Below are 24,979 nucleotides of genomic sequence, written 5' to 3' on the forward strand. Positions count from 1 at the left end.
ATTGTATAGGTAGGTTCAGAAAAGAATATTGATGTTTCGAATAGGGTAGGGGTATTTCGGAAGTTATTTTAGTATATTTTTATTGATTATAAATATTTTATAGTTTATCACGGATTATTTTTATTGTTTTCGGTTTATCGAAAGGAATAAGAAATTCCAATCGTACCGAAAGGTTTATTATCTAAACCGTGAAGAGGTTGCGCGTAGGCGATGTCTATTTGTAGTTTTGGATTGAGGATATACAAGATTCCTGTATCTATATTATGTTCGTTTCCATCTTTCGAAAGAGTAGAAAAATACTCAATAAAAGTAAAAATTCTGTCTGTTATGTTATATCCGAGAGCTGCTGATAAGTTTAAGTTTTTGAATTGATTGGAAGTACCTATATTATATCCGATCGAAAATTTGTCATTGATTTCGTTTTCGAAGGCCATTTTGATTTCAAAAGGTATGCTGTTTCCTTTGAAATCTTTACTTGCAAGTTGTTCAAATGCTACATATCCGACAAGCGTCATAGCCGGAATGATTTTTTTTTGTTCAATGATTCTTTGTTTAAAACTGAGTGAAACGGCTTGTAATCCTTTATTTTCAAATTCTTTACCTGCATCTAATGACAGACGTATTTCAGTTGAACGGGTCAATCCATAGCGTAACATTAAGTTATTTATAACTGTTTGTTTAGCTATGGTTATTCCGTTCTCAAGTTGAAATGTATTTTTGGGGATTGTATATACTCCGTCACTTTGATCAGGCCTGTCTGTATTGATATTCTCTGTTTGTGCTATGGCGCTATTTACCGATATGAAAAAGCTGAGTATAAATAACAAATAATATATTGTTTTCATTCTTACATTTATCGCTAAGTATAATAAATAAATAAATAATTGTTTTTTGAATTTGTTTTACCATGGTATAACAATTATCGATTCAAAAATGTTTGTTTATTGATTCAAATTAAATGAACCAATACCGATTTATTGAAGAGTTTTTTATTTGTGTATGTCTTTGATTATCTTTGCACCTCTTTTTAATCAAGCTAAGTAGTAGATGAGATTCGATTATGATGTGATAGTAGTGGGGGCAGGTCATGCAGGCTGTGAAGCTGCGGCTGCGGCTGCGAATTTAGGTTCGCGCACGTTACTGATTACGATGGATATGAATAAAATTGCCCAGATGAGTTGCAATCCCGCTGTAGGTGGAATTGCGAAAGGCCAGATTGTTCGTGAGATTGATGCATTGGGAGGTTTTATGGGAATCGTAACCGATCGTACGGCTATTCAGTTTCGGATGCTGAATCGGAGTAAAGGACCTGCTATGTGGAGTCCTCGTGCACAAAATGATCGGATGAAATTTATTCAAGCTTGGCGCGAAATTCTTGAAAATCTTCCTAATTTGTGGATATGGCAAGATACCGTCAGTGAATTACTTTTAAATGGAAGGCGGGTTTGTGGTGTAAAGACGGCCTTAGGGATAGAATTTCGAGCAAACTCGGTTGTTTTGACGAATGGTACTTTTTTGAATGGATTGATGCACGTTGGTCGTGTACAGTTTTCGGGAGGACGAATTTCGGAACCGGCTGTAGGAGGATTAACCGAACAATTGATTTCGCTCGGTTTTATTTCCGATCGGATGAAAACAGGTACTCCTGTTCGAATAGATGCTCGAAGTGTTTATTTTGAAGAACTTACCGAACAACCAGGTGAAAATGATTTTCGTAAATTTTCTTATTTAGACAATGTCAAAAGAGAACTTAAGCAGTTAAGTTGTTGGACTTTATATACAAATGAAGCCTGTCACAATGTCTTACGTAAAGGATTATCGGAATCTCCTCTGTATAATGGACAGATACAAAGTATAGGTCCTCGTTATTGTCCGAGTATCGAAACGAAAATCGTCACTTTTGCCGACAAAATACAACATCAATTATTTTTGGAACCCGAAGGTGAATCGACACAAGAATATTATCTGAATGGATTTTCTTCGTCTCTTCCTTTCGAAATTCAGTTGAAAGCTTTACAAAAGATATCGGCTTTTCGTGATATACAATTATACCGTCCCGGCTATGCGATCGAATATGATTTTTTTGATCCTACACAATTATTGCATACGTTAGAAACAAAAAAGATTTCCCATTTATTTTTTGCAGGCCAGATCAACGGTACTACGGGTTACGAAGAAGCGGCAGGGCAGGGGATCGTAGCGGGTATTAATGCGCATCTTCGTTGTCACGGTGAAGATACGTTTGTTTTAAATCGTGATGAGGCATATATTGGAGTATTGATAGATGACTTGGTGACAAAAGGAGTAGATGAACCGTATCGTATGTTTACTTCGCGTGCGGAGTATCGGATTCTTTTACGTCAAGACGATGCCGATCTGCGTCTTACTGAACGAGCTTACGAATTAGGACTTGCCGATACTTATCGTTACGGTTTGTTGGAAACGAAGAAAGAAATGATTCGTCGAATCACAGAATTTATTCATTCTTTTTCCGTTACACCTATTCAAATTAATAACACATTAACTTCTTTGGGAACGGCTCCGATACCTCATACTTATAAATTGGCCGATATTATAACTCGTCCTCAAGTTACATTTTGCGATATAAAAGATGTGATACCTGAATTTAATCAGTTAATAGATTCTATTCCGATTTCTCGTAGGGATGAAATTTTAGAAGCGGCCGAGATTAGAATAAAGTATAGCGGATATATTTGGCGCGAAAGACAAATTGCAGATAAAGTAACTCGATTGGAAAATATTCGTATCAAAGATAAATTTGATTATTTATCGATTCAATCTCTTTCAACGGAAGCCCGTCAAAAGCTTCATAAAATAAATCCGGAAACAATTGCGCAGGCAAGTCGTATTCCCGGAATTTCTCCGAGTGACGTCAATATTCTTTTAGTACTATTGGGAAGATAATATGAAAATGTTCCACGTGGAACGTGATTTTATAAAAGAAGAATGGATGACAGGCTTAGCTACATATTAAAAATTCTTTCTACCATACCTGAGAAGCCGGGATGTTATCAATATTTCGATCGTAAAGGAACGATTATTTATGTAGGGAAAGCTAAGAATTTACGCAAACGAGTTTCTTCTTATTTTCAGAAAGAACATGAAAATAAGAAAACGCGTGTTTTAGTCAAACATATTTATGACCTAAAATATATTGTGGTAGATTCGGAAGAAGATGCCTTGTTGCTCGAAAATAATTTAATTAAACAGTATCGTCCGCGTTATAATGTTTTATTGAAGGACGACAAAACGTATCCTTCCATTGTTATTAAAAACGAATATTTTCCACGCATATTCCAAACAAGAAATATTGTAAGGGACGGATATTTGTATTTTGGTCCGTATGCTTCTGTTTATACAGCCAAGGTTATGTTACAACTCATAAAAGAATTGTATCCGATTCGGACGTGCAAACATGCTTTGACACCTGAATCTATTGCTTCGGGAAAATATAAAGTTTGTCTCGAATATCACATCAAACGATGTAAAGCTCCTTGCATTGGATTGCAAAACAAAGAAGAATATAATCGGAATATTTCCGAAATAAAGGAAATATTGAAAGGAAACAGTTCGCGGGTAAGTGCGCTTCTTTTAAATCGAATGCGGAAGCTTTCGGAAGAAATGCGTTTTGAAGAAGCTCAGGAAATCAAACATCAATATGATTTGATTGAAAATTACCGCTCGAAATCGACGGTTGTTCCTATGTTGCATAATGTAGATGTATTTTCATTGGAAGAAAGTGAACAATCCGTCTATATTAATTATATGCATATAGGGAACGGAGCCATTGTGCAGGTATATACGATTGAGTATCGGAAAAAGCTGGATGAACCGAAAGAGGAACTTTTAGGTTTAGGAATTGTGGAAATGAGAGAGAGATTTCGGAGTAATGCATCTGAAATAATCGTTCCTTTTATGCCTGAAGGTGTATTTTCGCAGCGTATTATTTTTACGGTTCCACAGCGAGGAGACAAAAAGAAATTACTTGATTTGTCGATTCAGAATGTAAAGCAATATAAAATCGATAAATTAAAACAATCGGATAAGTTTAATCCGGAACAACGGTCGACTCGTTTATTGACTACGATTCAAAAGGATTTACATTTACCTGTTCTGCCGATGCAAATAGAATGTTTCGACAATTCCAATATACAAGGTACAAATCCCGTTGCGGCTTGTGTCGTATTTAAAAAAGGAAAACCTTCGAAGAAGGATTATCGTCATTTTCATATAAAGACGGTGGTAGGTCCCGATGACTTCGCTTCCATGATAGAAGTTGTTACACGTCGTTACACAAGACTACTGGAAGAAGGTTCGCCTCTTCCGCAGCTGGTTGTTATCGATGGAGGAAAAGGGCAATTGAATGCAGCGACGGAAGTGCTTCGGCAATTGGATTTGTTAGATAAAATATCGATTGTAGGATTAGCAAAACGGTTGGAAGAAATTTTTTATCCGGGTGATCCGATTCCTCTCATACTCGATAAAAATTCGGAAACCTTGAAAGTTATTCAACATCTCCGCGACGAAGCTCATCGATTCGGTATTACATTTCATCGGAAAATGCGAAGTAAAAAACAAATTGTTTCAGCGTTGGATGAAATTAAAGGTATCGGAGAAAAGACGAAAGAAGCGTTATTGAAAAAGTACAAGAGCGTAAAACGGATTCGAGAAGCTCCGATGGACGAACTCATCGAATTGATAGGAGAGAGTAAAGCGGGAATATTAATAAACGGTTTTAAAAAATCGGAATAATATAAGCGAAAGAATAGAACTTTTTGTAATATGAGAACGGTTATACAACGCGTGCAACATGCGTCGGTTACGATTGATGGAGCAATACGGTCGGAGATTGATAAAGGTATACTAATTTTGGTAGGTTTCGAAGATTCGGATACGGATAAGGAAATTGTCTGGATGGCGAAAAAAATCGTAAATATGAGAATTTTCGATGATAAAGAAGGTGTGATGAATCACTCTGTGTTTGAAATCGGGGGAGAAATTTTAGTTGTCAGTCAGTTTACTTTATATGCTTCGACAAAAAAGGGGAATCGTCCATCATATATTCGGGCGGCGAAACCGGATATTGCAATTCCGTTGTACGAGTCGTTTTGCAAGGAGATAGAAATACAATTAGGCCGTAGAATAAAAACAGGTATTTTCGGTGCCGATATGAAAGTTCATTTATTGAACGATGGTCCCGTAACTATCATTGTCGATACGAACGATTAATACAATTTCATCGGATGGAGTAGGGGATAGAAGTCCGATTCTGAACATAACCTTTTTTAATCTACTTTAAAAAACAATCCTAATAGACCTTTTATATACTTTATAAAATTCTTATGGGTGCTTTATGGTTCGGAGCTACCCATCGGGTGGTATAGAACTACCTGCCGACCGGTTCGAAACTACCTATATACCAACTTGGAAATACTTTTAGTATACATTATCCTACTTCTTTCTTTCGTAATCAAGTTTTGCAGACTTGATTGATGGTCTATTCGTGTATTCGAAGCACAAAAGATTGTAATGGAAAGACTACAATCGAAAATTTATGTCATCGTAGCTGTTTAACATTATGTAATGAATGATTCGGTATTAGATGAAAGGGAACAAGTCGCCCAAAAGAAGAAAATAGTTGGTGAACAAACTTATTTCGAAAGCATTATTTAGTGTTATTTATTACTGATAATCAATTATATAATAAAATTTCAATAATGTAAAACTAGTTGAAAGTTTATTTATGTTGATAGTTGAAAATCATGATAGTATCGGATTACACGATGCTTTGCCGTTATAAGAAGAGTTTTCCTGTAGAAAAACGAGATTGGTTATAAGTCTTGCGCCAGGTTCAGACGTTTAAAAGTATCTATACTGAGATATCTATTGAATGATTATTTTTTTTCATTTTCAATTAATTTGATGCGTTTACCCTGGGGTGTTTTCCTCTTTCTCCGGAGTTTTCGTATCTTTGCTGCGTTTTTTACGCAATAATGTGATAAGGCATAAGCCGGAAAGTCATACATCCACTTATGGAGAGGAAAGAAATTTACATCACCGGAGCGGGGATCGTCTCGGCGATCGGGATTGGTAAGGCGGAGACGCTCGAGGCGCTGAGGAATCGGCGCACGGGAGTTGGACCCGTACGATACCTGCACACGACACATACCGGCTTGCCCGTGGGCGAAGTAAAATTTGCGAACGGTGAGCTGCGCGAGATGTCGCGGCTGATGCCCTCGGACGCGTTCATCCGTTCGTCGTTGCTGGCTATCCCGGCTGTGCGCGAAGCGATGGAACAAGCGCAGATTGACGGTTCCGCGACGTTGCGCATCGCATTTCTTTCGGGTATCACCGTCGGAGGGATGGACAAGGCGGAACGATACTACACCGATTTCCTTACAAACGACTCGAAAAATATTTATATCGAACTGAACGATTGCGGCTCGTGCACGGAGCAGATCGCTGATTATTTCGGATGCTTCGGCATGGTCTCAACCGTTGTGACGGCCTGCTCGTCGTCAGCCAACACCTTGATGATGGGATGCGACATGATTCGCGACGGACGGGCAGACATCGTCATAGCGGGCGGATGCGAATGCCTTTCGCGCTATCATGTGAACGGTTTCAATACGCTGATGATTCTCGACCGTGAAATCTGTCGTCCGTTCGACCGCGATCGGGCGGGGATCAATCTGGGCGAAGGAGCCGGATACCTCGTACTCGAATCGGCCGAAACGGCGGAGCGCCGCGGCGTGAAGCCTATCGGCAAAATATCGGGCTACAGCAATGTCTGCGACGCGTATCACCCGACAGCATCGTCGCCCGACGGTCTCGGAGCCTATCTGGCGATGAAAGGAGCCCTCGACGATGCCGGATTGAAGCCCGAAGACATCGGCCACCTCAATGCGCACGGCACAGGTACGCCCAATAACGATTTGACCGAAGGACTGGCCGCCATGCGCCTCTTCGGCGAGCAGGTACCGCCTGTTTCATCGGTGAAAGCGTATACCGGCCATACGACAAGTGCGGCCGGCAGCATCGAAGCCATCGTCTCTCTCTTGGCTCTCGAACATAATTTTCTGCCGGTGAACATGAACTTCCGCAACCGGATCGAAGAACATAACTTCGTGCCGGTGACAAATCCCGAGCCGGAACAACCGCTTCGTCATGTCCTGTCCAACTCGTTCGGCTTCGGAGGAAACGACTCGGCGATCATCTTATCCAAAATCTAACCGGTCATGTCTGTCTATATTCAATCAGCCCGGCAAATCTCCGCGCAACAGCCTCTCTCGGACGAATGGTTCGAGCATCCCATAACATACACCGAGAAGTACGTGTCTACTCTCGACCCGCCATTCTCCGAGTATCTTTCGCCCCTGATGTCGCGCCGCATGTGTACGCTCCTGAAGCGTGCCGTGGTCGTGTCGCGTCTGGCGCTCAAGGATGCGGGCGTGGAGAAGCCCGATGCCATCATCAGCGGAACCGGTCTGGGATGTATCGCTAACACGGAGCAGTTCCTGCTCTCCATCATGGAGAACAACGAACAGTTCCTGCAACCGACGTTCTTCATGCAGTCGACGCACAACATCCTCAGCGCAACGGTTGCCATCGACCTGAAGTGTCACGGCTACAACAACACGTACGTCCATCGCGGCGTATCGTTCGACCATGCGCTGCTCGACGCCTTCCTGCAATTCGGGAGAGGTAAAATCGAGACGGCGCTCGTCGGCGGATACGACGAACTGACGGAACATTATTATAGCTTTTTCGATCGTCTCGGGACCTGGGATTTCGAACCCGGACGGTGTTTTGCCGGTGAAGCCGCTGTCAGCATGCTGCTCGGCACCGAAAAACAAGCTCATACGCTCTGCCGGATCGACGGTGCGGAGCTGATGTATCGCCCGACAACGGCCCGCCTCCGCGAAACGCTCGACACCCTCCTCGAAAAGGCCGGTTGCGAGCCGACGGATATCGATGCCGTGTTGACCGGCATCAACACGCATAACCAAAACGACGCCGTGTATCACGACGTCTCCGCATCTCTTTTCGGCAACCTCCCGATCTTGCACTACAAACACCTCTTCGGCGAGTCGTTTTCTTCGTCTGCGTTAGGCGTATATGTGGCAGCCACCTGCCTGCGCCGGGGGCACGTGCCGGCGCACCTCCTCTGCACAGGCAAAGAGGCTCCGAGCGACGTCAGACGCATCCTCGTCTACAACCATTATAAGAATAAGTCGCACTCGTTCATCCTCTTGTCATCATGCTGAAATTACTTTGCTGCTCGACCGTGCAGTGCTTGTTTCTCGTGGCAGGACAAATCTTCCTGAAATTCGCCATGGCCGACATCGGCGCGTTCTCGTGGACATGGAAGTTCTTCCGTCAGGCCATGCTCAGTTGGCAGCTTCTCGCTTCGGGTCTTTCGATGGTCGCCGCCTCATTCATTTGGTTTTATATCCTCAAACATTACCCCTTGTCATTAGCTTACCCGCTGATCAGCATCAGCTATATCTTCGGGACATTGGCCGCGATCTTCTTTTTTCACGAGACCGTTCCGCTCACACGGTGGATCGGCGTGTTCCTGATTATGGGCGGCGTTGTGTTATTGACAAGGTAAGAGAAAAACAAACAAAGAAGCATCGACCGAATGGCATACTCGAGCATTATCACGAACTCGTACGTACAGATCGATCAGGAACCGGCCAGCATCGGGAGCAGAATCCTGGCACGAATCATCGACTCCCTTCTGCTGTTCGCTTACCTCTTCGTGATCTCTTTATTATTTAGGATTTATACCAATTTCACAGACATAAAAGAGCTGGACCTCGTTCTGTCGCTTGCGATAATCGTCTGCTATCTGCCGGCCTTGTGTTATTCGCTCCTTTGGGAGGTATTTAACCGGGGACAATCGCCCGGTAAAAAGCTAGCAGGCATACGTGTGGTGATGAAAGACGGCAGTACGCCTTCTTTCTCCGCCTACCTGCTGCGCTGGCTCCTGCTTCTTGTCGATCTGCACATGTCGTTTATCGGACTGATCCCGATCATCCTGACACGTAACAACCAGCGCTTCGGCGACCTTGCCGGTGGGACGCTCGTGATCAAGGAAAACGATTTTCGGGGTATCCAGCTGATCTTTCACGAGCTGCGCCATTTGACGGAAGACTATCATCCGGTCTTTCCGCAGGCCGAGCACCTCTCGCTCGAGCAGATGAACCTGATTGCCGAAACCTTGTCCGACACGAGCAGTAAACGCCCGCAACGCATCCATCAATTAGCGCTACAGGCTCGCAGCTTTCTGAAGATCGAGACGACCCTCCCCGACGAGCCTTTCCTCCGCACCCTGATGCGGGATTATCAATATTACGCCTTGGAAGAAATCTGATTCGTTTGGAACATTGATTTTGATGACCGTACTCTGGAAATACATTCCGCGACACACGCTGTTTTTGTCCGGAGGCGTTAAATTCATTACTTTTACAGCCGTTTAGGAGAGATAAAAATGAAAATCGGAACGATAGATTTGGGAGAACGGCCGGTCATGCTGGCCCCGATGGAAGATGTGACGGATATCTCGTTTCGCTTGATGTGTAAACAATTCGGGGCGGATATGGTCTATACCGAATTTGTATCGAGCGATGCACTGATCCGCCAGATCAGCAAGACGGAGGAGAAACTTAAAGTATCGGACGAAGAGCGTCCGGTGGCCATACAAATCTACGGCCGCGAGGTGATGCCGATGGTTGAGGCGGCACAGATCTGCGAGGCCGCCCGCCCCGATGTGCTCGACATCAATTTCGGTTGCCCGGTCAAGAAAGTGGCGAATAAAGGTGCCGGCGCGGGCATGTTACGCAACATTCCGCTGATGCTTGAGATCACACGCGCCGTCGTGAAAGCCGTAAACATCCCGGTAACGGTGAAGACGCGTCTCGGCTGGGACGCCGATCATCGCATCATTGTCGAACTGGCCGAACAACTACAGGATTGCGGCATCGCAGCCCTCACGATTCACGGACGCACACGGGCGCAAATGTACACCGGCGAAGCCGACTGGACGCTTATCGGCGCCGTAAAAGAAAACCCGCGCATGCATATCCCGATCATCGGCAACGGCGACATTACGTCGGCCGAGGGTTGCAAGGAAGCGTTTGATCGCTACGGAGTAGACGGCGTGATGATCGGACGCGCGAGTATCGGACGGCCGTGGATTTTCCGCGAAGTAAAACATTTTCTACAGACAGACGAGCTGCTTCGCCCCGAATCCTTTCAATGGTATCTCGATATCCTGAAACGACAGGTACGGCAAAGCGTGGAACGGCTCGACGAACGACGCGGCATCCTCCATATCCGTCGGCATCTGGCCGTAACCCCTCTGTTTAAAGGCATCCCCGACTTCAAACCGACACGGGTCGCCATGTTGCGTGCCGAAACCGTGTCGGAGCTGTTCGAAATCATGGACGGAGTGGAAGAAATTATCCGCGATAAACAATCCATGGCGGGTCAGTGAACCAGAAACGCTTTTTTGACCCGTCGGCGGTTGCCGTCGGAGTGGTAAAGCTCGGCAAAGAAGATATACACGCCGGGCGACAGGCGGCTTCCGTCTGTTCCTGCGCCATCCCACGAGATTTTGCCGTTAGGCGTTAGCAGTTGGTTGTTCACTATTTCCGCGACTCTCTTCCCGTTAGGTGTATAAACCTCGACCCGGCAACGATAGCCTGTTTTGTCCGTTCGGTAAGATATAACGTAACGGTCAGTAGCATGGAGATATTCCGGCGGTTCGATGGCAAGCGAGTAGTCAGTCTGCGTATCCCTGAACTGCGAGTTTCTGTATCCGGGTGTCGCGTAACCTGCTTCCGAAGCCGCCGAAGTCCAATTCGATGCCTCTTCCGACGCTCCGTCGGGACGGATACGCTCCAGTGAAACGCCTTTTATATGTCTGATGGCCGCATCATGCCACTTCGACGAGTAAGCCACCTTATCGATGACGAGAGAGTCGGCTTTTCGCAACAGAACGATCGTCGCTTCATTGTTATGCAGGATGGGCAATTTGAGTTCATGGATCCGCTCAGGAAAAGGAATCGTATAAAAGTCGGTCACTCCGCTACGGTTTGAGGTGACGACGAGATATCCGTCGGCCGCAAGAGAGTCTTTGACCGATGTCAGAGGGTACCGCGTACCGATTTCACCGTTCGCCTTTCGGATCGCAAGGGCAAGGCCGTTTACCGGCAATGTCCGTCCCGAACGATTGTAAAGTTCGATAAATTCGCTTCCGCCGGCGAATGGATCGGGTAAAATCTCATTCACGACGATTTCACCGGGCTCGATTTTGATCGGCTCTTCAGGTGTCGGAGGCTCAGGCTGAACCGGAGGGACCGGAGGTTGAGGTGGTGTCGGAGGTTCCGGGGGAGGCGTCGGTTCGGGTGGCGAGGTAGGCGACGAATTTACCATGCCGGGCGTACCTCCGCGCGGATCGGTAGAGAGATGCCACGTATTATCCGAGCCTCGTTCGTGCGATTTCCCGGCTACGGCTTTCGGGTAGTCGTAGGCATGAATAAGATGCCCGTCCGAGTTTTTTAAGGCGATATGCTTACCGCTATTGGCCAGATTCGCAGGGAACTTTTTTAAGCCTAACTTCAGCGCCTCAGTAGGAATCACAATCTCTTGCCCTTCGCGATAAAGCACGGCATATCCGCCGATAGGCAGTGTGACATCGGGCAGAGCAATCGTTGTCTTATCGTAAATGAAAACCCACCCTTTCAACGAAAGGCTTTTGCCCGAAGCATTGTAAATCTCGATATATTCTGTTTCCGGCAATGCCGTCAGTCCTTTGGGATTGGCCATCACTTCGTTCAGCAACACATCGCCCGGCTTCGATGGGTCGGGCTGAACCGGAGGGACCGGAGGTTGAGGTGGTGTCGGAGGTTCAGGAGGGGGCGTCGGTTCGGGTGGCGAGGTAGGCGACGAATTCACCATGCCGGGCGTACCTCCGCGCGGATCGGTACAGAGATGCCACGTATTATCCGAGCCTCGTTCGTGTGATTTCCCGGCCACAGCTTTTGGGTAGTCGTAGGCATGAATAAGATGCCCCTCCGAGTTTTTCAAAGCGATATGCTTACCGCCATTGGCCAGATTCGCAGGGAACTTTTTTAAGCCTAACTTCAGCGCCTCGGTAGGAATCACAATCTCTCGCCCTTCGCGATAAAGCACCGCATATCCGCCGGCAGGCAACGTAACATCGGGCAGAGCAATCGTTGTCTTGTCGTAAATGAAAACCCACCCTTTCAACAAAAGGTTTTTGCCCGAAGCATTATAAATTTCGATATATTCCGTTTCCGGCAATGCCGTCAGTCCTTTCGGATTGGCCATTACTTCGTTCAGTAGCACATCGCTGGGTTTCGACGGGTCGGACGTTTGTGCCCGCAAGAAGACCGGCATAAGCATCAAGCAAACGAGTAGCATCATGTGTTTCATCGTACTTCCCTCCTTGTTTCTCGGCCTGCAACGCATGAAAAATATACGGCAGATACCGTCTGCCGTATTTGTTTTTTCTATCTTTGCAGCCGTATTTGAAGATTTCTGTTACAAATATACAACGAAAAATATCAAACATTCCATATTCTTTAAAACGAAAAAGATGAAAGTAGCAATTGTTGGAGTAAGCGGTGCGGTAGGACAGGAGTTCCTTCGTGTGCTCGAAGAGAGAAATTTCCCGATGGATGAACTGGTACTGTTCGGTTCGTCACGCAGCGCGGGACGTGAATATACGTTCCGGGGCAAACCGTATCTCGTCAAAGAACTGAAACACAATGACGATTTCAAAGGCATCGATGTGGCTTTTACTTCGGCCGGAGGCGGTACTTCCGTCGAATATGCCGGAACGATCACGAAACACGGCACGGTGATGATCGACAATTCAAGCGCTTTCCGGATGGATGCCGATGTGCCTTTGGTCGTGCCCGAAATCAATCCGGAGGACGCGCTGACACGTCCGAAAGGAATCATCGCGAATCCCAACTGTTCGACGATTCAGATGGTCGTAGCGTTGAACGTCATTGAAAAGCTCTCGCATATCAAACGGGTGCATGTAGCCACGTATCAGGCTGCCAGCGGCGCTGGCGCAGCCGCGATGGACGAGCTGGTGAAGCAGTACGCGCAGCTTCTCAAAGGCGAAGAGCCGACGGTCGAAAAATTCGCTTATCAACTTGCGTATAATCTGATTCCTCAGATCGACGTATTTACCGACAACGGCTATACGAAGGAAGAGATGAAGATGTACAGCGAGACCCGCAAAATCATGCATTCCGACATCGAGGTGAGCGCGACGTGCATACGTGTTCCGGTGATGCGTGCGCACAGCGAAGCGATCTGGGTAGAAACGGAGCGTCCTGTCTCGGTCGAAGAGGCAAAAGAAGCGTTTGCCCGTGCCGAAGGAATCGTCTTACAGGACGATCCGGCCAAGAAAGATTATCCGATGCCGCTCTTCGTAGCCGGGAAAGACCCTGTCTACGTAGGCCGTATCCGCAAAGACCTTGCCCATCCGAACGGATTAACGTTTTGGGCGGTCAGCGACCAGATCAAAAAGGGAGCGGCCCTGAATGCCGTACAGATTGCCGAATACTTGCTCAAGGCCGGGACGATCGGCTAAGGCCGAAAAAAAGAGAGCGGTGTGTCATAACGGGCGAACTGCTTCGTTGCTTGCGGAATGTGAGCTCGGTCACATACCTTAGTATGCTCCCTCGCCCTCATCCTTAGCGCCTTGCATTTCACCCTTTCTTACACACCTAAAGAGGGTGTGCCCAAACATTGCGTTCTGACACACCCTCCTGATAAAGACGCCATTCATGATAGCCTTCGTTCAAATTATGCACCGTATAGCCTTTTTCGGCTAACAGGGCGGCCGCTCTTCGGCTACGCCTGCCGCTCCGGCAATAGACGGCCACAGGCCGCGACTTGTCGAGTATTGATCAGGATAGCTCCTTCGATGTGCCCGGCCTTAAATATTTTTGACAAATGCTCATGGACATATCCTGATGTGCTGCCTGCTTCAACAAATCATTTTTTTGACTAAAGTATAATCGTTTATCTAAAAGGATGAATTCACAAAAAGTCCTATTGTCGATTGCCCGAAAAATACTGGAAATCATCTGTAATATGTTAGAAACAGGTCACTCATTTGACCCAAACAAAAGTACGCAGGCTTGAATGTTTGACTGAGAAACCGTGTTGGATACTGTTTTTTTCAACTTTGTTTCAGCCTCTTATTTTTGTGGCAAGTTACATCTCGTTTGGTAAAAGAAGTAATAAATGCTGTTGGTAATGAAAGTGCGTGTGAGACAGGAAAGCTCGTAGAGAAAAGCATCTTAATTGTTTAATTGAGTCGGTGCATGCAGAGGTATGCCACCTAAACTTGATGTGCCTTTTGAGCACCTTACTAAGAGTTTACGACAGCTTCATAGCTTCTGATGATTAAGGATATATGGATAAGCAAGGGGATTTATAGAGGAAAGATAAATAGAAAACGCCAAGCAAAGAAGAAAAGAAGAGATGCATCGTTTTTTTTAATATTTTTTAGCAGATAACGAAAGATGAAAAAATATTGAACGCTTTACCATACCCGTTTGTCTGTAATTTGGCCTGAAAATAAGGTGTTGTTAAATTAGTATATAGTTTTGTTCTTTTTGTAATTAAAACGATTTGATCGTTAGTGTGTTAAATGTTTTGATGCTCACAAAAGCTATAGCAACTTAGCAATGTCGAAAATAATTATACAAAAAATAGTAGGTCGCTCACAAAGGTTTGCATATTTTTGTATTCAAAGTGTTTGTGGTAGTTAGATAGATGAATATACGAATTACATTAGTGAGTTTGCTTCTTTTTATCATTCCTTATGGGATAAATTACATACAAGGGCAAATTTCGGGCATTGTGATAGACCGGAAAGGTCTCCCTATTCTTTACGCAAACGTCAGCGTATTGTCTGCCGGAGACTCTCTTTTCGTTAGGGGCGGCGTTACGGATTCAACGGGATACTTTCAAATCACAGACATTAAGCCGGATAAGCTATATATATTAAGGCTTTCATCCGTAGGATATAAAACCGTCCATTATCCCTATATTGCCGAAAGGGGGCGTATCTATCTTATGGAAGAAGACAATCTCTTGCTGGATGAAGTTATCGTAAAAGCCGAAATGCCTCAGGTGAGAGTCATTGATGGTCGATTAAGTTTCCCTGTACAAACGCTTGTAAAGAATAAACCTGTGACAAACGCCTTCGACCTGCTCGGAGAGGTGCCAGGATTAGATAAATCGGGGGATCGTATTTCGATTATTGGTGCTCCTTCGACTTCAATCATTATCAACGGAAAAAAAAGCTCCATGTCTGCAGAGCAAATCAAACAGATGTTAAAATCGATGCCTGCTAACCGAGTGAAAAGCATTGAAATATTATACGTGACTCCTGCTTCGTTCGGTGTTCGGGGGGCATCCGTCAATGTCGTTTTAGATCGTTCCTCTGAAGAGAAAGGATGTCGAGGAGAATTTTATTCCAGCATATCCCAATCCTACAGACTATCCCCCTCTGCCGGTGCCTCCTTCGTTTTTTCGAGAGAAAAAACGAGTATTGATATAAACTACGAATTTCGTCGAAAAGGTAATTACACAAAAGAAGACTTGTATTCCGTCCATACGCTGACTGAAGGGACATCCCCCGCAACATTCATAATTGAGCAGGACAACAAAGGAGAGAGCTTTAATCATGCACACCGTGTACGGTGTGCGCTGTTTCATTCCTTTTCGACCAAACACACCTTAGACTTGTCTTATTATACATCTATAAACCGTACGGATTCCCACAGAACGGGTGCCGTTATAATTGAGAACGTAGGAATGACTCACAGCGACAACGATTTGTCGGGAAATAGTTATCTGCACGTCGTCTCTGCCGACTATATGCTCAGTACACTCTCTGCAGGAGGTGATTTTCTTATTTATAAGCAGAGAAACACCCAACAACAGTCTAACAGAGGGCAGCAGATGTACACTATAAACGGCAGAGCATTTCAATCGGTACACCAATCGAATTTTTATCTGACCAACAAATCGAAACTGTTCCGAAACGCGTCGCTTACTTATGGCGTAAGAGCTCTAATAAGTTCTGCAGAAAACACGAATACAACAGAACGCGACCGCATTTCCATTGAAAATATAAACCAGACCCAGAGCGAAATAATGCTCGAAATTTTCAGTGATTGGTCATATTCTTTTCTGAAAAAAGGAACTCTGTCTGCAGGAATGAGCTGCCAACATCACAAAGCAATGACTAATCCCGACGGAAAAATCTTGTGGAATAGGAATACATGGTATCCTACTTTGGGATTCACTTGGCGATTTAGCCCCACTCATGTCCTTCAACTATCACTTTCGAATGAGAAGTGTTATCCTTCGTATTGGCAACAAACCCCAACAACGACTTACCGCAGTAGCTATGTGTCGATTGCCGGTAACCCACAGTTGAAACCATCGGACGATTATATGTTTCGCACAGTGTATATCTTCAGAAGCAAATATATTTTCCAACTGTTCGGAACACGGAGTACTCGAAATATCAGGCAAACCCTTGTTCAAAGTCCCGACCAGTTACAAGCCGTGTACCGTGTATCGAATTTAGATTATCATGATACGTACGGTTTTCTCATTATCGCACCATTCATGATTGGCAAACGCCTTTCGTCCAGAGTGATACTGTCGGGATTCAACGTTATTGACAAAGGCCAGATTGCTCATGTTTCATTCGACAGGCACACATGGGCCGGCCAAATCCGACTGAATAATACGCTGAATATAAGCAAAACTTTGTCCATGCAGGTAAACGGGTATTTTATCAGTAAAGCGATTCAAGGTATTTATACTATCGACCCAATATATGACTTGTCAGTTGGAATACTCTGGAAACCTGCAAAAAAATGGGACATTCATCTGAATAGTGAAGACCTGCTGAAGGGACGCAGACAAGGAGTCAGAGTCGATGAGGGAGGGCAGTATTATAAGTTGAATATGGACAATGATACGCGGTTTGTCTCATTATCCGTTAAATATACGTTCGGCGCATTTAAAGCGCGTAACAGAGAGAATATAGAAACGTCAAGGTTAGGGCTATGACGAATAACAGAATAACAAATAAAAAGCTGTCCTCTGAAGAAGTCGAAAGACAGCGCGCTGCCCCGTACGCTATCCCTTGGAGAGAGCCGTCCAACTGTCAACCTTTTTCAGGACATGATACCTTGCCCATCCGAACGGATTAACGTTCTGGGCGGTCAGCGATCAGATCAAAAAGGGAGCGGCTCTGAATGCCGTACAGATTGCCGAATACCTGCTCAAGGCCGGAGCGATCGGCTAAGACCGAAAAAAAGAGGAGGGGAAAATCCTCATGGTTTTTTCCCCTCCTGATAAAGACGCCATTCATGATAGCCTTCGTTCAAATTATGCACCGTATAGCCTTTTTCGGCTAACAGGGCGGCCGCTCTTCGGCTACGCCTGCCGCTCCGGCAATAGACGGCCACAGGCCGCGACTTGTCGAGCAACGAATCGGCCTTCTCCAGAAAATCGCTTTGCGTGACATCGATCAGGATAGCTCCTTCGATGTGCCCGGCCTTAAATTCGTCGGGACGGCGAACATCGACCAACTGAATCGACTTGTTGCTTTTCAGCAACGCATCGAACTCAGCCACCGAATACGATGTAAACTCTCCTCCGCTCGCTTTCTTCGTACAACAAAGCGCCACAAATAATGATATAACTGCGATAAATTTCGTCATAATGCAAAAAATTAGGGCGACAAAGATAACGAAAAACCGGAAGATGTCGCTACCTTTGCGCGCATACGCATGATCACAATGAAAACAGCACCCCTCATCTCGCTCGCTCTGCTTCCGATTGTCGCGCAGGGAGCGGAAACGCAGGATACCGTCCGTCGTCCGAATATCATCCTGTTTATGGTCGACGATATGGGCTGGCAGGATACCTCGCTGCCTTTCTGGACGGAGCGTACCCCGTTCAACGACACGTACGAAACACCGAATATGGAACGTTTGGCCCGGCAGGGGATGATGTTCACGCAGGCGTATGCCTCGGCCATCAGTTCGCCCACGCGATGCAGCCTGCTCACCGGAGCCAACGCGGCACGACACCGGGTGACGAACTGGACGCTCCATCGCAATCAATCGACTGATGCTTCAAGCGATGTCCTCGAATTTCCGCAATGGAATGTGAACGGGATCTGTCAGGTGCCGGGCATCGAACAAACCTATTGCGCGACTTCGTTCGTGCAGTTGCTCAAAGAGCACGGATATCATACCATTCATTGCGGAAAGGCGCATTTCGGCGCCATCGATACGCCGGGCGAAAATCCCGCGCATTTCGGCTTCGAGGTGAACATTGCCGGTCACGCGGCCGGAGGACTGGCCAGCTACCTCGGCGAACAAAACTTCGGCAATCGTACCGATGGAGGCGCGCAATCGCCCTTTGCCATCCCCGGACTCGAAAAATATCACGGCAAAGACATCTTCGCCACCGAAGCGCTTACGCTCGAAGCCATCCGCGCTCTCGACAAGGCGAAGCGATACGGACAACCCTTCTTCCTTTATATGGCGCACTACGCGATCCATATCCCCGTCGATAAAGACATGCGCTTCTATGCCAAATATCTCGACAAAGGATTAGACCCCAGAGAAGCGGCTTATGCCGCCCTGATCGAAGGGATGGACAAGAGCCTCGGCGATCTGATGGACTGGCTCGAAGCGCATGGCGAGGCCGAGCGGACCATTATTCTCTTTATGAGCGACAATGGCGGATTCAGTTGCGGCTCGAAATGGCGAGGCGGCACGCTGCATACCCACAACGCTCCCCTCAAAAGCGGAAAAGGCTCGGCTTACGAAGGCGGGATACGCGAACCCATGATCGTTTCATGGCCCGGGCAGGTAAAGCCTCAAACCCGTTGCGACGATTACCTCATCATCGAAGATTTCTTCCCTTCCATCCTCGAAATGGCCGGAATCGAGAACGATAAAATCGCGCAGCCTATCGACGGACGAAGCTTCGTCCCTCTCCTCACCGGGAAAGGTCAAAACCCTTCCGACGGTCGCGCGCTCTTCTGGAACTGCCCGAACCTGTGGGACGGCAGCGGGCCGGGAGTCGGCCCTTCATGTACCATTCGCGAGGGCGACTGGAAACTCATTTATTACTACGAGACCGGCAAGAAGGAACTGTTTAACCTCTCCGAAGATATCGGTGAAACACATGAATGCTCCGCCTCCTGTCCGGAACGTGTCATCGCCTTATCCGAAAAGCTCAGCACCTATCTACGCGGCGTCGACGCCCAGCGTCCGTCGTTCAAGGCCACCGGTAAACCGTGCCCCTGGCCCGACGAAAAAAAGTGAAATAATTTCTTATTACGCCAGACTAAACCTGTTTGCAAATACTTTTCACTCCTTGGCTATTCATCTGATTGTTTCATTTATGCAATCTTAATATTTCTTTGCTTGACTCTTTCCCTGTTTGTATCTGCGCCTCAAAGAACAGAAAGGGAAAAGTACTACCCCAACTTATGGTTAGGCTTGGGGAGATGAAATATTGTGCTTTGTTCAGGTTTGGGATATTTTTCAAAAGAGTCGCTCTGTAATCGCAGATCGGTTTTAGCGGGTCTTGTGTTAAATTTGCACGATCATACCTTCTTGACCTGCAATTGTGTTCGAAAAAACGGCTTGAGCTTCTCCAAGTAATGGATTAATGTCTTCATAACGGGCTGAATAATGTCCAAGTACAAGTTTTTTTACACCTGCCATACGGGCAATTTCTGCGGCTTGACGAGCCGTAGAATGAAACGTTTCTCTGGCGCGTGCCAACTCACTCTCCATAAACGTAGCTTCATGATATAAGCAGTCAGCTCCTTCAATATAAGGAACAATAGACGGTTCAAAAGCGGTGTCCGAACAGAACGCGTAACGTCTCGGTGGTTGTGCCGGTCGCGTCAGTCGTGTGTGAGAAACGGTTACCCCTTCGGGCGTGATAAAATCTTCACCTTGCTTGATTCCCCTCAACGCTTTGACCGGCACTTGGTAAAAATCGATCATTTCACGTATCAGATGGGCTTCGCGAGGTTTCTCGGCAAAAAGGTAACCGCACGTAGGTATGCGATGCTTTAGCGGAATAGACCAGACACTGAGCGAACGATCTTCCATCACCAGTGCATGCTTCCCGGGATCGATCAGGTTCAGTCGTACGGTGTATCCCATTTCTTTGCAGAATAAGGCAAGGACAGGACGGATAAAATCTCCGAGAGCATAAGGCCCGTGAATCACCAATTCGCCTTTGCGTCCCAACATTCCGAGCGTTGAAAGCAATCCGGGCAGTCCGAAACAATGATCGCCGTGCAGATGGGAAATGAAAATATGGGTCAGACGATTGAATCGGATACGCATCCTCCTCATTTGTAGCTGCGCTCCTTCGCCACAATCGATCATATACAGTTTATCGTGCAGATTTACGACTTGAGCGGTTGCCTCGTGACGCAGGGTCGGTGTCGCCGAACCGCATCCCAGCAAGGTCACATCGAAACGTATCATATTTTTCTCTCTGTTCATGAGCCGCAAAGGTACGCATATTTTCCGCTTTCTTCTCGTTGTTCTTTCCCTGTTTCTTTTTTTTGCACTACCTTTGCACCCACGTTTTCAGATGCTTTTTTATGCAGAAACAGCAATTACAACAAAGTTTACAACAACGTCTTTCACCTCAGCAGATTCAGATTATTCGCATGCTCGAATTGCCGGCCATCGAAATGGAAGAACGCATCCGGCAGGAGCTTGAAGAAAATCCGGCGCTCGAAGAAGGACGCGATCCTTTGTCGGATGGTGAAGCCGATGGTACCGAGGCGGATGAAACCATGTATGAAAGCTCAGAAAACGAAACCGATTTAACCCTTGGCGACTATCTCACCGAAGATGATATTCCCGATTACCAGCTTCGTGTGATGAACGGCACAAACGAACGACGCGAAGACATTCCCTTCTCTGCCGGCCCTTCGCTCCACGACTTCCTTGTCGAACAGCTCAGCCTTCGCGATTTGACGGAGGAAGAAAAGAAAATAGGCGAATACATCATTGGCAATATAGATGACGACGGTTACCTGCGGCGCGAACTGTCTGCCATTGCGGACGACCTGATGTTTAAGGCCGGCGTAGAGGTGAGCAAATCCGATATCGAACCGACTTTGAAAGTCATTCAGGATTTCGAACCCATCGGCATCGGAGCGCGCAACTTGCAGGAATGTTTGCATATCCAGCTCGAGAAAAAAGAGCAGACGCCTTATACCCGTCAGGCCGCGGATATTATTGATAATCATTTTGAAGCGTTTATTCGGAAACATTACGAGAAGATTCAGCGGGCATTGAATATCGATGAAGAGACTTTGCGAGCGGTCTTACACGAGATAACGGCGCTTAATCCCAAGCCCGGCAACGGTTGGAACGAATCTTCCGAGAGTGCGATGAACGAAATCACACCCGATTTCATCGTCGAAAATCACAACGGTGAACTGACGCTGAGCATGAATCAGCGGGACGTGCCCGACTTGCGCATCAGCCGCGAATACAGCGATATGTTTCGCGATTATGCCGGAAACAAAACGAACCGCAGTCCGGAGATGCGCAATGCCGTTCAGTTTGTCAAACAAAAACTCGATGCCGCACAGTGGTTTATCAATGCTGTCCGGCAACGTCAAGAAACTTTACAGCGTACGATGGAAGCGATCGTCGTATTGCAAAACGAATTTTTCCTCACCGGCGACGAGACGAGGCTTCGACCGATGATTCTCAAAGACGTAGCCGAACGTGCGGGATACGATATTTCGACAATCTCGCGCGTTAGCAACAGCAAATACGTGCAAACGAATTTCGGCATTTATCCGCTGAAGTACTTCTTTTCCGAATCGGCCCGTAACGAGAGCGGTGAAGAAATATCCACACGCGAAATCAAGCAAATTATGCGCGAATCCATCGATGCGGAAGACAAACAGAACCCTGTCACCGACGACGCGCTTTCAGCTCTGCTGAAAGAAAAAGGCTATCGATTGGCGCGCCGTACCGTGGCCAAATATCGGGAGCAAATGGGGATCCCCGTCGCCCGGCTCCGAAAAGAAATTTAAAACAGAACGCTCCATTACGTTTATCGGAAAGTTTTTTATCTTTGTCGCGAAATAACATTAACCCAATAAAAAATAATAGAATCATGAATTTCCCGACAGAATTGAAGTACACCAAGGATCATGAATGGATCCGTGTCGAGGGCGACTGCGCCTATGTAGGTATTACGGATTATGCACAGAAAGAGCTGGGCGAAATCGTCTATGTTGATATTCCTACCGAAGGAGAGCATGTGGCTCAGGAAGAGGCGTTCGGCTCTATCGAGGCTGTAAAAACCGTTTCGGACCTGTTGATGCCTGTATGCGGCGAGGTCCTCGAAGTCAATCCCGAACTCGAAGACAAGCCGGAGTTAATCAATGAAGATCCGTACGGCAAAGGGTGGATCGTAAAAATTAAACCGGACGACGTAAGCAAGGCGGATGCCCTTCTTTCTGCTGCCGATTACCGGAACCTCATCGGATAAGCTCGGATGAAACCGGTTGTAAGTATCATCATGGGCAGTACTTCTGACCTGCCCGTGATGAATAAAGCGGCACAATTCCTCGACGAGATGGAAATTCCGTTCGAGATGAATGCGCTCTCGGCTCATCGTACTCCCGAAGAAGTGGAACAGTTTGCCAAAAATGCCGCCGGACGCGGAATCAAGGTTATTATCGCGGCCGCCGGTATGGCCGCACACCTCTGCGGTGTGATTGCTTCGATGACGACGCTGCCCGTCATTGGCGTACCGATCAATGCTTCGCTCGACGGTATGGACGCGTTGTTGGCTATCGTACAAATGCCGCCCGGCATCCCTGTGGCGACAGTAGGCATCAACGGAGCGCAAAACGCTGCGATTTTGGCTGCACAGATGCTTGCGCTCGGCGATGAGGAACTGAACACTCGCTTGACGGAATATAAGGAAGATTTGAAGAAGAAGATCGTCAAGGCCAATGAAGAATTGGCTGCTGTGAAGTTTAAATACAAAACGAATTGAAGCGCCGTCATACATCGGTCGTAACGATCGGGGCAACCCCGCTCGGAGGAACCAACCCGATTCGCATCCAGTCCATGGCCGACGTTTCGACCATGGATACGGATGCGGCCGTAGCTCAGGCGCTCAGTATGGCCGAAGCGGGTGCCGAATACATCCGTTTTACCGCGCAAGGCGAACGGGAAGCACACAATCTCGGTCTTATCCGCAGCAAATTGCGCGAAAAGGGTTGCGAGACTCCGCTCGTGGCCGATATTCATTTTAATCCCAAAGCGGCCGAAGTGGCTGCTGTCCATGTCGAGAAAGTTCGGATTAATCCCGGCAACTATGTCGATGGGGTACGGAAGTTTCGAAGCGTAGACTATACGGACGAAGAATACGCAGCCGAGCTCCAGAAAATACGCGACCGCTTCATTCCGTTTCTTCATCTCTGTCGCGAACATGGCACGGCGATCCGCATCGGGGTGAATCACGGCTCTCTTTCCGACCGTATCATGAATCGTTACGGCGATACGCCCGAAGGTATGGTCGCTTCGTGTATGGAATTTCTGCGCCTCTGCAAAGAGGAGCGTTTCAACGATGTGGTACTTTCCGTCAAGGCTTCGAATACAGTCGTCATGGTGCGTACCGTGCGACTGCTCGTGCGCACGATGGAAGCCGAAGACATGCATTATCCGTTGCATCTGGGGGTGACCGAGGCCGGTAACGACGAAGACGGGCGTATCAAAAGCGCTACAGGCATCGGGGCGCTGCTGACCGACGGTATCGGCGATACGATCCGCGTATCGCTCAGTGAGCCGCCTGAGGCAGAGATACCCGTCGCGCGTAAGCTGGTACGTCATATAGATTCCTGTAGGGAGGCCGAATTCACCGATATGCCGGAAACCTACCAAGGTACGGCCACCGATTATACGCGGGTGACGGAAGCCGTCGAAATCATCGGGGGAGAACATCTGCCTGTCGTTATTTCATGCCGGAATCCGGATGATGTCGCGATTTCATCGACCGATCGGCCGGATTATCTTTGGATCTCTTCCGAAGAGAATGAAACACCGCTCTACCGTACAGGCGAGACTTCGACGCCGAGCCATGTCCGTTTGATGGAGGTGACGATCGCCGATCTGACTCCTGCGTTTATTACGGAAATCAAGGGAAATAAATCCACGGTATTGGTTTTAAAGAATCAGTCGGCCGACGGGGTGAACGAGGCCCGCGCAGCCGCGCTGCATCTTAAAGAAGCCCGGTGTCAAACACCGATTATCCTGCATCGTCATTACAACGAGACGGAACTCGAAAGTCTTCAGATCAAAGCGGCGGCCGATCTCGGCGTGCTGCTTATCGATGGCATCGGAAACGGCCTTATGATTACGAGCGATGGATTCGATGCTTCGGTGACCGATCGCCTTGCTTTCGGTATTCTGCAAGCCGCACGTGCCCGAATCAGTCGTACGGAATACATTTCATGTCCCGGATGCGGACGGACGCTCTATAACCTGCAAACAACCATCGCCCGCATCAAGGCGGCGACATCTCACTTGACGGGATTGAAGATCGGGATCATGGGCTGCATCGTCAATGGCCCCGGCGAAATGGCCGATGCCGATTACGGTTACGTTGGTGCGGGACGCGGTCGGATCAGTCTGTATAAAGGGAAGACCTGTGTGCAGAAGAATATTCCAGAAGAAGAAGCCGTAGAGCAATTGCTCAAGCTGATTGCCGAAAACGAAGAGCGTATCGATCGATAGAGGGTGTGTCAAAATGCAATGTTTGGGCACCCCCTCTTTAGGTGTGTAAGAAT

General features: G+C 47.0%; 20 protein-coding genes and 1 pseudogene. 16 read left to right on the forward strand and 5 right to left on the reverse strand.

All coding sequences use genetic code 11. The annotated features are described in order from the left end of the window. Nucleotides 1-134: 134 nt before the first annotated feature. A complete protein-coding gene (locus tag Q4A89_RS05520) occupies nucleotides 135-845 on the reverse strand; it encodes a transporter (protein WP_303184246.1) in 711 nt (236 codons plus the stop codon). A gap of 202 nt (nucleotides 846-1,047) precedes the next feature. Here Q4A89_RS05520 and mnmG point away from each other — a divergent pair, with 202 nt between their 5' ends. The 8 genes from mnmG (at nucleotide 1,048) to dusB (ending at nucleotide 10,522) form a co-directional block, all read left to right on the forward strand. After that, nucleotides 1,048-2,925, forward strand: a complete 1,878-nt coding sequence (mnmG, locus tag Q4A89_RS05525) for a tRNA uridine-5-carboxymethylaminomethyl(34) synthesis enzyme MnmG (RefSeq protein WP_303184247.1) — start codon at nucleotides 1,048-1,050, stop codon at nucleotides 2,923-2,925. Between the two features lie 42 nt (nucleotides 2,926-2,967). Further along, complete coding sequence (gene uvrC / locus Q4A89_RS05530) at nucleotides 2,968-4,773, forward strand: excinuclease ABC subunit UvrC (RefSeq protein WP_303184248.1); 1,806 nt, start codon at nucleotides 2,968-2,970, stop codon at nucleotides 4,771-4,773. Nucleotides 4,774-4,803: 30 nt separating this feature from the next. Further along, the gene (dtd, locus tag Q4A89_RS05535) at nucleotides 4,804-5,250 is read left to right on the forward strand and encodes a D-aminoacyl-tRNA deacylase (RefSeq protein WP_303184249.1); all 447 of its coding nucleotides are present in this window, start codon (nucleotides 4,804-4,806) and stop codon (nucleotides 5,248-5,250) included. Between the two features lie 803 nt (nucleotides 5,251-6,053). Continuing rightward, complete coding sequence (locus Q4A89_RS05540; protein ID WP_303184250.1) at nucleotides 6,054-7,253, forward strand: beta-ketoacyl synthase; 1,200 nt, start codon at nucleotides 6,054-6,056, stop codon at nucleotides 7,251-7,253. 6 nt (nucleotides 7,254-7,259) lie between these two features. Continuing rightward, the gene (locus Q4A89_RS05545) at nucleotides 7,260-8,288 is read left to right on the forward strand and encodes a beta-ketoacyl synthase N-terminal-like domain-containing protein (protein WP_303184251.1); all 1,029 of its coding nucleotides are present in this window, start codon (nucleotides 7,260-7,262) and stop codon (nucleotides 8,286-8,288) included. Then, nucleotides 8,282-8,635 carry an EamA family transporter gene (locus Q4A89_RS05550; protein ID WP_303184252.1) on the forward strand — a complete coding sequence of 118 codons (354 nt, stop codon included), beginning with the start codon at nucleotides 8,282-8,284 and terminating at the stop codon, nucleotides 8,633-8,635. The genes Q4A89_RS05545 and Q4A89_RS05550 overlap by 7 nt, the downstream gene beginning before the upstream one ends. 30 nt (nucleotides 8,636-8,665) lie before the next feature. Further along, a complete protein-coding gene (locus tag Q4A89_RS05555; RefSeq protein ID WP_303184253.1) occupies nucleotides 8,666-9,400 on the forward strand; it encodes an RDD family protein in 735 nt (244 codons plus the stop codon). A 117-nt stretch (nucleotides 9,401-9,517) separates the two neighbouring features. Next, the gene (gene dusB, locus Q4A89_RS05560; RefSeq protein ID WP_303184254.1) at nucleotides 9,518-10,522 is read left to right on the forward strand and encodes a tRNA dihydrouridine synthase DusB; all 1,005 of its coding nucleotides are present in this window, start codon (nucleotides 9,518-9,520) and stop codon (nucleotides 10,520-10,522) included. Here dusB and Q4A89_RS05565 read toward each other — a convergent pair. Further along, entirely contained in the window at nucleotides 10,516-12,486 is a 1,971-nt protein-coding gene (locus Q4A89_RS05565) for a lamin tail domain-containing protein (RefSeq protein ID WP_303184255.1), read from the reverse strand. The genes dusB and Q4A89_RS05565 overlap by 7 nt on opposite strands. Nucleotides 12,487-12,649: 163 nt before the next feature. Between Q4A89_RS05565 and Q4A89_RS05570 the strand changes: the two genes are divergently transcribed. After that, nucleotides 12,650-13,660, forward strand: coding sequence for an aspartate-semialdehyde dehydrogenase (locus Q4A89_RS05570; RefSeq protein WP_303184256.1), 1,011 nt, complete (start codon nucleotides 12,650-12,652; stop codon nucleotides 13,658-13,660). Nucleotides 13,661-13,796: 136 nt separating this feature from the next. Here Q4A89_RS05570 and Q4A89_RS05575 read toward each other — a convergent pair whose 3' ends face one another. After that, a complete protein-coding gene (locus tag Q4A89_RS05575; RefSeq protein WP_303184265.1) occupies nucleotides 13,797-13,976 on the reverse strand; it encodes a rhodanese-like domain-containing protein in 180 nt (59 codons plus the stop codon). An 877-nt stretch (nucleotides 13,977-14,853) separates the two neighbouring features. Here Q4A89_RS05575 and Q4A89_RS05580 point away from each other — a divergent pair. Then, on the forward strand, nucleotides 14,854-17,172 hold the full coding sequence (locus tag Q4A89_RS05580; RefSeq protein WP_303184257.1) for an outer membrane beta-barrel protein: 2,319 nt from the start codon (nucleotides 14,854-14,856) through the stop codon (nucleotides 17,170-17,172). Between the two features lie 121 nt (nucleotides 17,173-17,293). Then, nucleotides 17,294-17,410 (forward strand): annotated as a pseudogene (locus Q4A89_RS05585) (aspartate-semialdehyde dehydrogenase); the annotation flags it as partial. A 28-nt stretch (nucleotides 17,411-17,438) separates the two neighbouring features. On the opposite strand, the gene Q4A89_RS05590 reads toward Q4A89_RS05585, so the two are convergent. Beyond that, nucleotides 17,439-17,828, reverse strand: coding sequence for a rhodanese-like domain-containing protein (locus tag Q4A89_RS05590; RefSeq protein WP_303184258.1), 390 nt, complete (start codon nucleotides 17,826-17,828; stop codon nucleotides 17,439-17,441). Between the two features lie 78 nt (nucleotides 17,829-17,906). Here Q4A89_RS05590 and Q4A89_RS05595 point away from each other — a divergent pair, with 78 nt between their 5' ends. Further along, nucleotides 17,907-19,448, forward strand: a complete 1,542-nt coding sequence (locus Q4A89_RS05595; RefSeq protein ID WP_303184259.1) for a sulfatase — start codon at nucleotides 17,907-17,909, stop codon at nucleotides 19,446-19,448. A gap of 270 nt (nucleotides 19,449-19,718) precedes the next feature. Here the strand turns inward: Q4A89_RS05595 and Q4A89_RS05600 are convergent, their stop codons facing one another. After that, nucleotides 19,719-20,633, reverse strand: a complete 915-nt coding sequence (locus Q4A89_RS05600; protein ID WP_303184260.1) for a ribonuclease Z — start codon at nucleotides 20,631-20,633, stop codon at nucleotides 19,719-19,721. A 119-nt stretch (nucleotides 20,634-20,752) separates the two neighbouring features. On the opposite strand from Q4A89_RS05600, the gene rpoN reads away from it, so the two are divergent. The 4 genes from rpoN (at nucleotide 20,753) to ispG (ending at nucleotide 24,926) form a co-directional block, all read left to right on the forward strand. Beyond that, nucleotides 20,753-22,210 (forward strand): RNA polymerase factor sigma-54, encoded by a 1,458-nt coding sequence (gene rpoN, locus Q4A89_RS05605; RefSeq protein ID WP_303184261.1) that lies wholly within the window; start codon nucleotides 20,753-20,755, stop codon nucleotides 22,208-22,210. Nucleotides 22,211-22,293: 83 nt separating this feature from the next. Then, nucleotides 22,294-22,671, forward strand: coding sequence for a glycine cleavage system protein GcvH (gcvH, locus tag Q4A89_RS05610; protein ID WP_303184262.1), 378 nt, complete (start codon nucleotides 22,294-22,296; stop codon nucleotides 22,669-22,671). Nucleotides 22,672-22,677: 6 nt separating this feature from the next. After that, the gene (gene purE / locus Q4A89_RS05615; protein WP_303184263.1) at nucleotides 22,678-23,184 is read left to right on the forward strand and encodes a 5-(carboxyamino)imidazole ribonucleotide mutase; all 507 of its coding nucleotides are present in this window, start codon (nucleotides 22,678-22,680) and stop codon (nucleotides 23,182-23,184) included. Next, on the forward strand, nucleotides 23,181-24,926 hold the full coding sequence (ispG, locus tag Q4A89_RS05620) for a (E)-4-hydroxy-3-methylbut-2-enyl-diphosphate synthase (RefSeq protein WP_303184264.1): 1,746 nt from the start codon (nucleotides 23,181-23,183) through the stop codon (nucleotides 24,924-24,926). Before purE ends, ispG begins: the two co-directional genes overlap by 4 nt. The last annotated feature ends 53 nt before the right edge of the window (nucleotides 24,927-24,979 follow it).

This window comes from Tannerella sp., assembly GCF_030528505.1.
Taxonomy (GTDB): domain Bacteria; phylum Bacteroidota; class Bacteroidia; order Bacteroidales; family Tannerellaceae; genus Tannerella.